The organism is Aeromonas media, from assembly GCF_020423125.1.
GTDB lineage: Bacteria > Pseudomonadota > Gammaproteobacteria > Enterobacterales > Aeromonadaceae > Aeromonas > Aeromonas media.
The window spans coordinates 2,005,041-2,019,820 of record NZ_CP075564.1 but is presented as its reverse complement, the minus strand read 5'-3'; the positions used below and the strand labels follow the sequence as shown (position 1 = coordinate 2,019,820).

11 protein-coding genes are annotated in these 14,780 nt (G+C 62.1%); 7 read left to right on the top strand and 4 right to left on the bottom strand.

The features are described from left to right. The first annotated feature begins 42 nt into the window (after positions 1 to 42). From KI797_RS09245 to ybcJ, 3 genes are all read left to right on the top strand, one after another. Positions 43 to 1,827, top strand: a complete 1,785-nt coding sequence (locus tag KI797_RS09245) for a class I poly(R)-hydroxyalkanoic acid synthase (protein ID WP_226172696.1) — start codon at positions 43 to 45, stop codon at positions 1,825 to 1,827. Further along, positions 1,824 to 2,228 (top strand): MaoC family dehydratase, encoded by a 405-nt coding sequence (locus KI797_RS09240; protein WP_042649100.1) that lies wholly within the window; start codon positions 1,824 to 1,826, stop codon positions 2,226 to 2,228. Before KI797_RS09245 ends, KI797_RS09240 begins: the two co-directional genes overlap by 4 nt. Positions 2,229 to 2,398: 170 nt before the next feature. After that, positions 2,399 to 2,632: a ribosome-associated protein YbcJ gene (gene ybcJ, locus KI797_RS09235; protein ID WP_005324920.1), complete on the top strand. Its 234-nt coding sequence runs from the start codon at positions 2,399 to 2,401 to the stop codon at positions 2,630 to 2,632. 72 nt (positions 2,633 to 2,704) lie between these two features. Here the strand turns inward: ybcJ and KI797_RS09230 are convergent, their stop codons facing one another. Then, positions 2,705 to 3,178, bottom strand: a complete 474-nt coding sequence (locus tag KI797_RS09230) for a DUF4442 domain-containing protein (protein WP_042649099.1) — start codon at positions 3,176 to 3,178, stop codon at positions 2,705 to 2,707. Positions 3,179 to 3,605: 427 nt separating this feature from the next. Here KI797_RS09230 and KI797_RS09225 point away from each other — a divergent pair, with 427 nt between their 5' ends. Continuing rightward, positions 3,606 to 4,787: a hypothetical protein gene (locus tag KI797_RS09225; protein ID WP_226172694.1), complete on the top strand. Its 1,182-nt coding sequence runs from the start codon at positions 3,606 to 3,608 to the stop codon at positions 4,785 to 4,787. 60 nt (positions 4,788 to 4,847) lie between these two features. Here the strand turns inward: KI797_RS09225 and KI797_RS09220 are convergent, their stop codons facing one another. From KI797_RS09220 to KI797_RS09210, 3 genes are all read right to left on the bottom strand, one after another. Further along, entirely contained in the window at positions 4,848 to 6,599 is a 1,752-nt protein-coding gene (locus tag KI797_RS09220) for an ABC transporter transmembrane domain-containing protein (protein ID WP_226172691.1), read from the bottom strand. A 109-nt stretch (positions 6,600 to 6,708) separates the two neighbouring features. Next, complete coding sequence (locus KI797_RS09215; RefSeq protein WP_226172688.1) at positions 6,709 to 8,445, bottom strand: ABC transporter transmembrane domain-containing protein; 1,737 nt, start codon at positions 8,443 to 8,445, stop codon at positions 6,709 to 6,711. 143 nt (positions 8,446 to 8,588) lie between these two features. After that, the gene (locus tag KI797_RS09210; RefSeq protein ID WP_226172685.1) at positions 8,589 to 11,387 is read right to left on the bottom strand and encodes a response regulator; all 2,799 of its coding nucleotides are present in this window, start codon (positions 11,385 to 11,387) and stop codon (positions 8,589 to 8,591) included. 154 nt (positions 11,388 to 11,541) lie between these two features. Here KI797_RS09210 and trxC point away from each other — a divergent pair, with 154 nt between their 5' ends. From trxC to KI797_RS09195, 3 genes are all read left to right on the top strand, one after another. Beyond that, the gene (gene trxC, locus KI797_RS09205; protein WP_042649883.1) at positions 11,542 to 11,982 is read left to right on the top strand and encodes a thioredoxin TrxC; all 441 of its coding nucleotides are present in this window, start codon (positions 11,542 to 11,544) and stop codon (positions 11,980 to 11,982) included. Positions 11,983 to 12,136: 154 nt separating this feature from the next. Then, entirely contained in the window at positions 12,137 to 13,522 is a 1,386-nt protein-coding gene (locus tag KI797_RS09200; protein ID WP_226172682.1) for an SLC13 family permease, read from the top strand. A gap of 275 nt (positions 13,523 to 13,797) precedes the next feature. Continuing rightward, positions 13,798 to 14,763, top strand: a complete 966-nt coding sequence (locus KI797_RS09195; protein ID WP_226172680.1) for an IS1595 family transposase — start codon at positions 13,798 to 13,800, stop codon at positions 14,761 to 14,763. Positions 14,764 to 14,780: the final 17 nt, after the last annotated feature.

The window sequence follows — 14,780 nt, the reverse complement described above, 5'->3', positions numbered from 1 at the left end:
GACGGGCTCGTTCCCGCCTCGGGTGTGGGTGAAGTAGAGCACATGAGCCAACCATCTTATGGCCCGCTGTTCGAGGCCCTGGCCCACTACAATGAAAAGCTGCTGGCCATGGCCAAGGCCCAGACAGAGCGTACAGCCCAGGCCCTTCTGCAGACCAATCTGGACGATCTGGGCCAGGTGCTGGAGCAAGGCAGCCAGCAGCCCTGGCAACTGATCCAGTCTCAGATGAACTGGTGGCAAGATCAGCTCAAGCTGATGCAGCACACCCTGCTCAAGAGCGCAGGCCAGCAGAGCGAGCCGGTGATCACCCCGGAGCGCAGCGATCGCCGCTTCAAGGCCGAGGCCTGGAGCGAGCACCCCCTCTATGACTACCTCAAGCAGTCTTACTTGCTCACCGCCAGGCACCTGCTGGCCTCGGTGGATGCCCTGGAGGGCGTCCCCCAGAAGAGCCGGGAACGGCTGCGTTTCTTCACCCGTCAGTACGTCAACGCCATGGCCCCCAGCAACTTCCTGGCCACCAATCCGGAGCTGCTCAAACTCACCCTGGAGTCCGACGGCCAGAATCTGGTACGCGGGCTGGCTCTGCTGGCCGAGGATCTGGAGCGCAGCGCCGATCAGCTCAACATCCGCCTGACCGACGAATCCGCCTTCGAGCTCGGCCGGGATCTGGCGACCACCCCGGGCCGGGTGGTGCAGCGCACCGAGCTCTATGAGCTCATTCAGTACAGCCCGACCACCGAGACGGTGGGCAAGACCCCGGTACTGATCGTGCCCCCCTTCATCAACAAGTACTACATCATGGACATGCGGCCCCAGAACTCCCTGGTGGCCTGGCTGGTCGCCCAGGGCCAGACGGTGTTCATGATCTCCTGGCGCAACCCGGGGGTGGCACAGGCGCAAGTCGATCTCGACGACTACGTGGTGGACGGGGTCATCGCCGCCCTGGACGCCGTGGAGGCGGCCACCGGCGAGCGGGAGGTGCACGGCATCGGTTACTGCATCGGCGGCACTGCCCTCTCCTTGGCCATGGGCTGGCTGGCGGCGCGGCGCCAGAAGCAGCGGGTGCGCACCGCCACCCTGTTCACCACCCTGCTGGACTTCTCCCAGCCCGGGGAGCTTGGCATCTTCATCCACGAGCCCATCATAGCGGCGCTCGAGGCGCAAAATGAGGCCAAGGGCATCATGGACGGGCGCCAGCTGGCGGTCTCCTTCAGCCTGCTGCGGGAGAACAGCCTCTACTGGAACTACTACATCGACAGCTACCTCAAGGGGCAGAGCCCGGTGGCCTTCGATCTGCTGCACTGGAACAGCGACAGCACCAATGTGGCGGGCAAGACCCACAACAGCCTGCTGCGTCGTCTCTATCTGGAGAACCAGCTGGTGAAGGGGGAGCTCAAGATCCGCAACACCCGCATCGATCTCGCCAAGGTGAAGACCCCTGTGCTGCTGGTCTCGGCGGTGGACGATCACATCGCCCTCTGGCAGGGCACCTGGCAGGGCATGAAGTTGTTCGGCGGGGAGCAGCGCTTCATCCTGGCGGAATCGGGCCACATCGCCGGCATCATCAACCCGCCGGATGCCAACAAGTACGGCTTCTGGCAGAGCGAGGCCGAGGCCGAGAGCCCGGAGAGCTGGCTTGCTGGGGCGAGGCACCAGGGCGGATCCTGGTGGCCCGAGATGATGGGCTTTATCCAGAGCCGTGACGAGGGGTCGGAACCCGTTCCCGCGCGGATCCCGGCGGAGGGGCTGGCCCCCGCCCCCGGCCATTATGTCAAGGTGCGGCTCAACCCCGTGTTTGCCAGCGCTACCGAGGAGGACGCCGCATGAGCCCACAATCCCTTGAAATAGGCCAGAAGGCTCACCTGACCAAGCGGTTCGGGGCGACGGAGGTGGCCGCCTTCGCCGCGCTCTCGGAGGATTTCAACCCCTTGCACCTGGATCCGGCCTTCGCCGCCACCACGGCGTTCGAGCGCCCCATCGTCCACGGTATGTTGCTCGCCAGCCTCTTCTCCGGGCTGCTGGGCCAGCAGTTGCCGGGCAAGGGGAGCATCTATCTGGGCCAGAACCTCAGCTTCAAGCTGCCGGTCTTTGTCGGGGACGAGGTGACGGCTGAGGTGGAGGTGATTGCCATGCGGGACGACAAGCCCATCGCCACCCTGGCCACCCGCATCTTCACCCAAGGCGGCGCCCTCGCCGTGACGGGGGAAGCGGTGGTCAAGCTGCCTTGAGCACCGACGGCACACAGACACAATCAGCCCGGCCCTCGCCGGGCTGATTGTTTGCCGCGCTCCGTTCCCCTTTTTCGGGACAATTGAGCCCTGGCCCTTTCCCTGCCCCGCCTAACTGCCTAAAATGGCCGCCCTGCCGTGTAGGCATTCATCCAGCTAGAGGATTTCCCATGGAGACGTTTCTGCTCGAAGGTCACCCCTTCGTTGCCTTGTGTGACCTGATCAAACATCAGGGTTGGGCCGATTGTGGCGGTGCCGCCAAGGCGCTGGTCGCAGAGGGTCTGGTGGAAGTGGACGGTCAGGTCGAGACCCGCAAGCGCTGCAAGATAGTGGCCGAGCAGGTGGTCAACTTCAACGGCATGAAAGTTGTGGTAAAGGAAGGTATCAGCCCCGAGATCCTTTAAGTCTCGCGGCCTGATCCTCAATGGCACCAGAGCCCGGCCATCGGCCGAACCCTGACGCCCAGCAGGGGCTGCCTAGCTGGCCTTGATCGACAGGGTCAGCACGAAGCGCGCCATCGCCTCATCCCCGTTGAGCGACGGGCAGGTGGCCACCACCTGGATGGGGCGGTTGATGCGCTGCCCCGTCGCCAGTGACTCGTCTATCATGGCGTCGATGGTCTCGCCGGCCGCGCAATCAAACTGCACATCCCCTTCGGGGCGCTTCAGAAACTCCCCCTGCACGTCTTTGAAGGCAAAGTGCACCTTCTTGCGCCGTGCCCGCCCCTTCTCCATCACCAGCAAGCCACCCACCAGATCGGCGCCAGTTGCCAGCGCACCGAAGTACATGCTGCCCAGGTGGTTGCGGGTGCGCCAGCCCAGCGGAATGCGGATGCGCAGCGCCTTGGCGTTCATCTCTTCGATGACGGGGGCGCAAAAACCGATGACCGGAATATAGCGCCAGGCAAACAGGCGCAGGGCGAGATTGGCTTTGAAGCGTTGCAGGTCCATTGCAAACTGATCCGATGAGTTAGTGTGAACGAAATGTTGCCAGCCCACTCCCCAATAGACAAGCCTCCGTTGCTATCGCTGTGAGGACGATCGGCTCCCGGACCTCTTTGTCATTCAAATGATGGGCGCCGCTGCATTCGATGGGGAGAGACTGACCCTGACATCCTCGCCTAAGGGGTGCCATTCTCTCTTCGTGCCAGACATTTTTTTCATTAAGAATCCATATGGCACTTTCATTACACCCCTAGCCGGATGAAAGCTAACGATAAATGGGATTGCCCAGGCGCTAGTTCACCCTCTCGCCAGCGCCACTGAGAATAATCGCAGTAACGAAATGCCTCCCCCCTCGCTAGGCTGTTGCTGGCCCGGAAGTAGCCACTCGGCACCGGGTCAACCCGTTTACCAATCTCACCATAAGGATAGAGAGATGAGTAACGTTCAACAGCTGTTCAACGGGGGCGAGAGCGCCGGTACCTTCCTGCTCAACTTCAACAACAACCGTGCCTTTGAGCTGTTTGGCCGGGAGTACCTCAAGTGCTACGCCAACCTGGCGGTCAAGGGCAAGATGAGCAAGCCCCTGCCCACAGGGCCGCTCAGCTACGCCGTCGACTTCGCCATGGATTGCGGCTGCAGCTCTGTGCTGTTCGACTTCAACCTCGCCTACAAGAAGACCTTTGGCAACCAGGCCCAGGCGCCCCTGTGGCGCGAGTCGGACTACGAGGCTGAGATAGTGCTCTGCCAGCTGGTGCGTGAGGCCCCCGCCAGCCGCCTGAACAACCGGGATCAGTTCGCCGAGGCCGAGGCCTTCTTCAACGACGTCAACCTGCCCACCACCGCCAGAAACCTGGGGAGCGACCCCTATGCCGACAAGGATGGCCTGGTGGAGTTCATCGTGGCCAACGAGCTGCTGGACGATCCCGCCGTCATGGCCAAGCTGGCGGAGCAGAAGGCCTACCTCATCGCCATCACCTCAGTGGTCACCGCCTACATCAACCGCTACGCCGAGGCCTATGGCGAGCAGTACAAGACGGACGCGGATCTCTGGGCCCGGGCCCTCTCCAAGATCCCCCTGATGGGGCCGAGCAAGATAGATCAGCAGAGCTACAGCCGCCACATCAAGGGGCTCAGCATCGCCACCGACTTCATCAACTTCATCATGGACGTGGTGGTGAGCCAGGGCACCACGGCGCTGGCAAGCTTCAACAAGTTCCTGCAAAAGCAGGGGGATGCCATCCGCTTCGGGGTGGAGAACAACAAGGACTTCTACAAGACCATCACGGTCGGCATCACGGTCGAGGTGTTCAAGGTGGGCAGCGAACTGGTCTATGTGCCCAAGATCAAGCAGTACCGCATCAACTTCGACCGCCAGAACAGCAAGTTCACCTCCGCCTGTGCCAGCGCCGAATTCGTCGACATCTACTTCAACTACCTCTATGCCGCCAACGTGTTCGACTACGAGGCCTTGAAGGATCCCGAGATCAAGCGCGACTTCGACAACTTCATCCAGAAGCAGCGCAAGGCCCAGATCGAGGAAGCCGATACCTTCTTCAACGACGACTTCCCGCCTCTGCAACCCAAGCAGATCGCACGGAGCAAGGCGACGGCCTGATCTTCCCCCATCTTGGAAACAACACAGCCGGCATCTGCCGGCTGTTTTTTATAAAGGGCTTCATGCCCGTTTCTCTTCGAGCCAGGCGCCCTGGCTCTGCATCTCGAACAGCTGGGCGTAGTGGCCCCCCAGCGCCATCAGCTCCCCATGGGTGCCACGCTCGCTCACCTGACCGCGGGAGAGCAGCAGTATCTCGTCCGCATCCACTATGGTGGAGAGCCGGTGGGCGATGGCGATGGTGGTACGGCCACGGCGCGCCGCCGAGAGCGCCTGGGAGAGCGCCAGCTCGGTCTGGGAGTCCACGCTGGCGGTCGCCTCGTCCAGGATGAGGATGCGCGGATCCCCCACCAGGGCGCGGGCAAACGAAAGCAGCTGGCGCTGGCCGGCAGAGAGGTTCTTGCCCCCCTCCTCCATCAGGGTCTCCAGGCCCTGTGGCAGATGGCGCACGAACGCGGCCAGCTGCACCTCCTCCAGGGCCTGCCAGAGCCGCGCCTCACCGATGCCGTCACGGCCAAGGCGCAGGTTTTCTGCCAAGGTCCCGACGAAGATGAAGGGATCCTGCTGCACCAGGCCTATGCTGCGGCGCACCGCCGAGAGCGACAGCGTGCTCATGGGGTGATCATCGAAACGGATGCAGCCCTGATCCAGCGGATAGAAGCCCATCAGCAGGCTGATGATGGTGGACTTGCCGCTGCCGGTGTGGCCTACCAGCGCCAGCATCTGGCCGGGACGGGTGGCAAAGCTCACCTCCTGCAGCACCGGCTGCTGGCCATCGTAGGAGAAGCTCACCCGCTCGAAACGCACCCGTCCCGCCAGGGGCAGCGTCTCGCCTTGCGTGCTCTCCCGGGATTCGTCCAGCAGGGCAAAGACCCTCTCCCCCGCCACCATGGCCTGCTGCAACTGGTTGAGCTGGTTGGTCATCTCGATGAGGGGCTCGATCATGCGCCCCAGATAACTGATGAAGGCGTAGAGCACCCCCACCTGGATGGCGCCACCCGCGCTCAACCCCTCCTTGGCAAACAGGGCCAGCAGGCCGATGAGCACCATCATGTAGAAGAGATCGATGAGGGGGCGCAGCAGTATGCCGTTGATCTTGAGGCTCTTGATCCTGGCCTGCCAGTGCTGCTGGTTCACCTCGGCAAAGGCATTGGCGAAGTGGCGCTCCTGCACCATGGCCTGGATCACCGGCATCCCCTGCAGGGACTCGTTGAGCCGGCTGTTGATGTCGGAGAGCAGGCTGCGGGTCGCCCGCACCACGGGCACGCTCAGGCGCTGGTAGAGCCACATCACGGCCCCCACCGCGGGCAGCAGGGTGGCGCACACCAGCATCAGGCGCAGATCCAGCAGCGCCATGGAGATGAGGATGCCGCATAGCAGCACCACTTTTTGCACCAGCAGCCCTATCACCTGCACATAGAGGTTCATGATCGCCTCTGTGTCGTTGGTGATGCGGGAGATAAGGGAGCCCGAGCGGTGCTTGTCGAAATAGCGGGCAGGCAGCCGGATGGCGGTGGCAAACACCTGCTCACGCAGGGTCTGCACCACCGCCTGGGCGATGCGGTTGAAGCGCAGGGATTGCAGGTAGAAACCCGCCGCCGAGAGCACCTGCAACCCCAGATAACCGACGGCCAGGGCGGCGATGTGGGGCCACACCAGCTGGCGCGGCGCCAGATAGTCATCGATAAAGAGCTTGATAAGCAGGGGCCCGGCCACTTCGGCGCCAGTGGCCAGCAGCAGGCAGATGCCCGCCTGCACCAGCCAGCGAGGATAGCGGGCACAGTAGGCGAGCAGGCGTTTGATGGTTGGATTCACAGACTTGCCTCCAGCACAGCGTTCCCAAGGAATTGACTCTCTTTGCCCCCTTCTCCCCTCGAGGGAGAAGGGGTGGGGGTGGGGGGAACCACGCGTCTCATCATCAAACTCACAGGCTCTCCTCCACATCTTGTTCGAGACGCTGATAGCGAACCATGTCCGCGTACCAGCCGTTGTGGGCCATCAGGGCGCTGTGAGCACCGCGCTCGCTGATGGCTCCCTGATCCAGCACCAGGATCTCGTCCGCCTGCTCCACCGCCGTCATGCGGTGGCTGACCAGAATGAGGGTCCGTCTGTGGGCCTTGAGCGCCAGCAGTATCTGCTGCTCTGTGTGGGCATCCACCGCCGACAGGGCGTCGTCCAGCACCAGGATGGGGGCAGCCAGCAGCAGGGCGCGGGCGATGGCGAGGCGCTGCTTCTGGCCGCCGGAGAGGGTCACCCCCTTCTCTCCCACCTCGGTCTCATACCCTTTGGGGAAACGCACTATGTCGTCGTGGACGCAGGCGATGCGGGCCACCCGCTCTATCTCCTCCTGGCTTGCCTCCGGCTTGCCGAGGGCGATGTTGGCGGCGATGGTGGTGGAGAAGAGGAAGGGCTCCTGGGGCACATAGGCAAACTGGTTGCGCAGGGTGCCCAGGGGTAGCTGATCGATGGGCACGCCCCCCATGGTAATGGCACCGGCCGTGGGATTGGCCAGCCGCATCAAGAGCTTGAGCAGGGAGCTCTTGCCCGCCCCAGTGCGCCCCACCACCCCCAGCATGCCTCCTTGTTGCAGGGCAAAGTCGATGCCCGCAAGCAGGCTGCGTTGCTCCAGCTGATAGCCCAGGCCCCTGGCCTCAAGGGGCAGAGCCGAGACAAAGGCCGCAGGCCGGGTGGGCGCTTCGATGTCGCTGCGCTCCCCCAACATGCTCTCGATGCGTGAGTAGGCGGCACTGCCCCGCTCTATGATGTTGAACAGCCAGGCGATGGCGAACATGGGCCAGATGAGCTGACCCAGATACATGGTGAAGCTGGTGAGCTCCCCCAGGGTCAGCTTGTCTTGCAGTACCAGGGCGCTGCCGCCGGCCACCGCGAGGAAGTAGGAGCAGCCGATGCACAGGTAGATGACGGGATCGAACTTGGCATCGATGCGAGCCACCGCCATGTTGCGCTCTCCCGCCTGACGGGTCAGCTCGGCGAAGCCTTGATCCTCGAGGGACTCCACCGCATAGGACTTGAGCACCCGCACCCCGGAGAGGGCCTCCTGGGTCTTGTTGTTGAGCCGGGAGAAGGCCCCCTGCGCCGCCTTGAACTCCTTGTAGATCTGGGTACCAAAGCGGTTCATGAAGAAGGCCATCACCGGCAGCGGCAACAGGGAGAGCAGGGTCAGCTGCCAGGAGTACTGGCTGCACATGATGGAGAGCACCAGGATCCCGACGATGAAGGAGTCCACCAGGGTCAGTACCCCCTCTCCGGCCGTCATCTCCACCGCCTGGATGTCGTTGGTGGCATGGGCCATCAGATCGCCGGTGCGGTGGCGCTGATAGAAATCCGGGCTCATGCGGGTGAAGTGGGTAAAGAGACGGTTGCGCAGCACATAGGCGAGCCGGTAGGAGGCCCCGAACAGCATGACCCGCCACACATAACGCAGCAGATAGATGAGCAGGCCGAGGCCAAGGAGCCCCGCCAGATAGCCCATCAGGGTACCGTCATCGAGCTCCCCCCTGGCGATACCATCCACTACCCAGCCCACCACCTTGGGGGGGATCACGGTCAACAGGGCCACCATCATCAGCAGGGAGATGGCCATCAGATAACGCCGCCACTGATCCTTGAAAAACCAGCCAAGCCGCAAAAATACGCTCACAGTAAAGTCCTTGCTCGCGGCACAGCCGGCGCCGCGTGGTCATAGAGAGAAGCTCAATACAATCGCCCCCGAGGTGGGGGCGATGGGAGTGGGTCATCATAGCCTGAAGCGGACGACTTGAGAACGATTGCTATCTCACCGGTTCACAGCCGCTTGTCGGCGGGCGAGAACGGGAAGGCGACCGACTCCTGCTGCTCGCCGGTCAGCAGGAAGTGGGAGACCTCCTCCCGGGTCTGGATGAAGACCTGCTGCAACTGGGTCAGTTCGCCCTCGCTCAGCTCCTCTTGCAGCCGCAGCCGCCACTCCAGCTCGCCAGCCAGCAGTTGCAGGCGGGAGGCGGAGATGTTGGCCGACACCCCCTTCAAGGTGTGCAACAGGCGGCAGGCCACTTCGGGCTGCTGGCGGCGCAGGGCGGAGCGAATGTCCCACAGATCGTCCTTGTGCTCCGAGAGGAACAGCTTGAACAGGATCTGCAGCGCCTCCCTGTCCTGCTCCAGCCGGTGCAGGGCATCCTCCAGATCCAGCACCCCCATCAGATCCGGCGGCTTGACCTCGGGCGGCGCCCGCCGCTCGCCGCTGGCGCTCTTCACCCACTGCAGCAGGTTGTTGTAGAGATCCAGCTTGCTCACCGGCTTGGTGACATAGCCGTTCATGCCGACCCCGAGGCAGCGCTCCCGGTCCCCCGGCATGGCGCTGGCGGTGAGTGCTATGATGGGCACATCGTGTTTGTCCACCATCTTGCGGATCTGGCGGGTCGCATCCAGGCCGTCGAGCACCGGCATCTGCAAATCCATCAGGATCACGTCAAAGGGCTGCTCCGTCACCTGCTCCACCGCCTCGCGCCCGTTGTCCACCACGGTGACCACCGCCTCGACCCGGCGCAGGTACTCCATGATGAGTTGCTGGTTGACACGGTTGTCTTCGGCCAGCAGCACCCGGGTCCCGTGCAGCAGCTCCCGAAAGTGCTGCTGATCGCCCTGTGCCTCGGCCTGACGAACCTTGCTGTCGTGGGAGCTGCCGTTGAGCAGCTCGTCCACCTTGGCCAGCAGGGCATTCTCTGTCATGGGCTTGGGCAGGAAGTGGGTCAGCCCCATGCTCTCCATGCGTCCGTGCAGCCCCTCCCTGGACCAGGCGCTGGTCATCAGGATGGGCAGGCGCCGCCACTGGCTGTGTTGATACATCTCGAGGGCAAGATCCAGGCCATCCTCCTGCCCCATGCGCCAGTCGAGGATGGCAAGCCGGATGTGGTGGCCCTCCTCTCGCAGCACCTGGCGGGCACGGGAGAGGCTGTTGACCGCGATCACCGAGGCACCAGCCCGGCCCAGTATGTCCTTGGCGAGCTCCAGCACCAGTTCGTTGTCATCCATCATCAGGATGAGGGGCTGGTGATCGAAGAAGACCCGGCGCCCGGAGACCCCATAGACAGCCTGGGACAGGGGGATCTCGAACAGGAAGGTGGAACCCACCCCGGGCTTGCTCTGCACCTTGATCTCCCCCCCCATCAGCCCCACCAGCCGCTGGGAGATGTTGAGCCCAAGCCCCGAGCCGCCATATTTGCGGGTGTTGCCCGCCTCCAGCTGGGTGAAGGGCTGGAACAGCTGCGCCTGTTTCTCCGGCGCTATGCCGATGCCGGTGTCCCGCACGCTGAAACAGACCCGCATCGGGTATTGATTGACTAGAGTGATGGCCACCTCCACCTCCCCCCGTTCGGTGAACTTGATGGCGTTGTTGACCAGATTGACCAGCACCTGACCGAGTCGCAGCGGATCGCCGCGCAGAAAATCGGGCACCGCAGGCGACTTGTTGATGATGACCTCGATCTGCTTGCGCTCCGCCAGGTCCGCAAACATGGCGGCCAGGGAGTCGAGCTGCTCGCTGAGATCGAAGTCGATCTCCTCGAGCGTCAGCTTGCCGGACTCCACCTTGGTCAAATCCAGGATGTCGTTGATGAGCAACAACAAGGTGTCAGACGAGGACTTTATCTTGTTGAGATAGTCCCGCTGCTGCTGATCGAGCTTGGTCTGCAGCGCCAGGGCACTGAAGCCGATGATGGCATTCATGGGGGTGCGGATCTCGTGGCTCATGTTGGCCAGAAAATCGCTCTTGGCCTGGGCCAGCAAGGCGGCGTGGCGGGACAGCTCGCTCAGCTTCTGGTTGCGGCGCCACAGAGTCGCGGCCACCAGCGAGAAGCAGAGCAGCGCCCCCCCCAGCACCATCAGATAGAAACGGCTCTTGAGGGACGAGGCCTGATCCAGCTTGCTCTGTTTCCACGCCGGCAGCGAGGACAGCCCCTTCATCTCGACGATCTGGTTACGCAGGCGATGGTACTCCATCACCTGCTGATTGAGCTCCTGGCTGAGTCGGGTAAGGGCCATGACCTTGGGCTGCCCGGGGGAGGTCTCCATCAGCCGCTGCTGCAGTTGCTGCAGTTGACGCTGTTCGCTCGTGTCCCAGCTGCGCCTGAGGTAGTGGCTCAACCGAGCAAGCTCGGTAAGATCGCGGGATTGCTCGGCCCCGGCCGGCAGCGTTGCCAGCAGTGCCTTGAGCTGGCTCTGGAAACGAGGCGCCAGGTATTCGATGGTCATCTCCATGGTGTAGAACCTGGCGAGATCCAGCAGATAGCCATCGATGTCCCGTTGCAGCGCCTGGGAAGCGGGATCATCCACCGAGCCCGGGTCTTCGCGCACCTGGCTCACGAAGCGATCCAGGCTGTTTGACAGCAGGCTGAGGCGCTGCTGTACGCTGCCATCGCTGGCCTTCTCTCGCCCCAGCAGATACACGGTGTCGGTATTGACCCGGTTGAGGACCAGCTCTGCGGCCACGCTCAGATCGGAGGCGCGTTGTTGCTGGCTCAGCAACTGCCAGCAATAGGCAGAAAACGCCAGCAGCGATACGATGATAAGGCCAAAGACAACACGATTGACCCGTGCAACACTCTTCATCCCGTCACGATTCTCATGTCATGGTCAGCCATCCGGTGACTCAGGGTCACGACCAGACAGCCGAGTGTGAAAAACAACTGAGCGCTATGTTACCGTTAGTCTGCTCTGTGAATGCAATAAAGATGTTGCCGGGCCATGAATAAAGGAACCAATTATGTCACTTGTCACTACCTATTGTAGCCATTGCTTCACCCGCAATCGCCTGCCCGCCGAAAAAACAGACTCAAACGCGAAGTGTGGTCGCTGCCACCAACTCCTGTTTTCCCACTCCCCGGTGGCGGGCCGACAGACCAACTTTGATGCCTTGATCCAGTCTGACATTCCGGTGGTGGTCGACTTCTGGGCCAGCTGGTGCGGTCCCTGTCTGCAGTTCGCCCCTGTCTTTCAGGAGATAGCGCTTGAGCTCGAACCCCGCATCCGCTTCGTGAAACTCGACACCGAACAGGAAGCCGCCATCGCCAGCCGCTACGCCATTCGCAGCATACCGACCCTGATGATCTTCAGAGGGGGACAGATCCTGGCTCAGCGCAGCGGCTCCCTGCCCAAGAGCCTGTTCAAGGAGTGGCTGCTCTCCACCGCGGCAGCGCCTAAATGAAAACAGAATGTTTAATTTCTGTTTAATGTCAGATCCATTTTCACTTGACTCTGTGAGTCGCCACATGCTTTGACCACATCCCCCTGTTTCAAACAGGGGGATAAATGTAATCTCGGCAACACAACAACAACCATAAATTAACCGAGAGAACAACATGAATACCTCTGCAGTCCCTTCCGCCCCTACACGCTGGCTGGACATCAAGGCCGGGATCGTCTTCCTGGATCTCCTGCTGCTCTGTGCCATGCTCGCCTGGCTTCCGTTTGATCCCATGGTCAACAAAGGCCTCGGCATCCTGATCTTCATCGCCATTCTCTGGCTGACCGAAGCGGTGAACATCACCATCACGGCCTTGTCCATCCCGGTGCTCGCCACCCTGCTCGGGGTGTTTGACATGAGCAAGTCGCTGACCGACTTCGCCAACCCTGTCCTGTTCCTCTTCTTCGGCGGCTTTGCCCTGGCGGCGGCCCTCTCCAAGCAGGGACTCGATACCCAGATCGCCGCCAAGGTGATGCAGCTTGCCAAGGGTCACCTTGGCTGGGCAGCCATAGTGCTGTTCACCATCACGGCTGCGCTCTCCATGTGGATCAGCAACACCGCCACCGCCGCCATGATGATGCCGCTGGCCCTCGGCATGCTCAAGGGCCTCGACGTTCACAAGGAGCGTCGCACTTTGGTCTTCGTCCTGCTTGGCGTCGCCTACAGCGCCAGCATCGGCGGGATCGGCACTCTGGTGGGCAGCCCCCCCAATGCCATCGCCGCCGCCCAGATGGGACTGGGCTTCACCGACTGGCTGAAGTTCGGCATCCCGGTGGTGCTCATCTTCATGCCAGTAGGCATAGGCCTGCTCTACTGGGTAACGCGCCCCAACCTGTCGCACCAGGTCAGCACCGAGCAGGTCACCATAGAGTGGACCGGCCAGCGCAAGACCACCTTGCTCATCTTCCTGACCACAGTGCTGCTGTGGATTGGCTCCCAGCCCATAGCTGCGGCCCTGGGGGGCATTCCCCAGTTCGATACCCTGATCGCCATGGGCGCCATCCTGGCCATCGCCGTCAGCCGGGTCGCCAGCTGGGATGACATCAACCAGAACACCGACTGGGGCGTGCTGCTGCTGTTCGGGGGTGGTCTTACCTTAAGCGCCGTCCTCAAGCAAACCGGGGCCAACGCCTTCCTGGCGGAGCACCTCTCCAGTGCGCTCTCCACCATGCCCATCTTCATCATTCTGCTCTGCCTGGCCGCCTTCGTGGTGTTCCTGACCGAGCTGGTCTCCAACACCGCCACCGCCGCCCTGCTGGTGCCGCTGTTCGCCGGTGTGGCCGAGGCGCTGGGGGTCTCCCCCATAGTGGTCTCCGTGCTTATCGCCGTCGGGGCCTCCTGCGCCTTCATGCTGCCGGTGGCCACGCCGCCAAACGCCATCGTCTTCGCCAGCGGTCACATCCAGCAGCGGGAGATGATGCGGGCAGGTCTGGTGCTGAACCTGGTGTTTACCCTCATCTTGACCCTGCTGGCCTATTTCTTCGGCGATATCCTGCACTGATCCCCGGCCAGGCAGATGGGCCTGAGGATGCTGACGGAGCAAGCCCCTGAGCCGTCGAACACCCCAAGTCTGTTGACACACCAGAGCCCCGCACCGTCGTGGCTCTGTTTATTCCTCCCTCTGGTGATTCCCCCAGCCTCTCGCTCTCTCCTTGCAACTGGCCCTGCCCCTGTGGCGCACCTCAGGTCATTAACACGGCCTTAAGAAAGGCGCTGTCCCAATTACGTGTTGGAAGACTAACCTTGGAGTAGGTCATCACCTTGAGGGCCTCCATCATGGATACCCAAGCCTTCCAACATCTCCTTACCCTGTTCCCGCAACTCTCTGTCCGACAACGACATATCGCTCAACGTGAGTTGCAGCAACCCAGCTTGCCTTCTCGCATTAACGCCTTGCTACCGGATTGCCCTGCTTGTCCCCATTGTCATGCACAGCCAGACCAGCTTGCTCCCTGGGGCTGGACTCGGGGGTTACGGCGTTACCGTTGTAAACAATGCTTGCGGACCTGCTCTACCTTGACCAAGACGCCATTGGCACGCCTGAGAAAATCCCAATGCTGGCAAGCCTATGCCCAGGCGCTCATCGACGGTCTAACCGTCAGAGCAGCGGCTCGGCGCTGTGGGGTCAGCAAGAACACCGCCTTCCTGTGGCGCCATCGCTTTTTGCGTGCCATGGCGGAGCATCGGGCCGACCATGAAGGCGGGATTGTGGAAGTGGATGAGACCTTCTTTCTTGAGTCCTTCAAAGGCCAGCATGTCTGGTCACGACCAGCCCGACAGCGAGGTGGCAAAGGGCGAACCCGAGGAACGGGACCGGATTACATCCCGGTGGTCGTGGTGCAAGACAGGGAAGGCCATCTGGCCGATTTCCAACTGGAGCAACTGGATGCCAGGCATGTGAAGGCGGTCCTGGCGCCGCTAGTCGACAAGGATGCGGTGCTGTGCAGTGATGGGGCAGGCGTGTATGCGAGCTTTGCCCATAGCCAGGGATTGAGCCATCAGGTGCTGCATAACCGGGCGGGACAGCGAGTGATAAGCGGTGCTTACCATATCCAGCATGTGAACGGGTATCACCGCAGGCTAAAGGAATGGATGGAGCGATTTCACGGTGTCGCGACGTCTTACTTGAAGCATTATCTGGGTTGGCGGCGGATGCTGGAGCGTTATCAACGAGGGATAGACGTCAGGTGTTGCTTGCATGAGGCGCTAGGGCGCCCCATGCAACACGTAATTGGGACATAGCCTTAAGAAAGTACCTC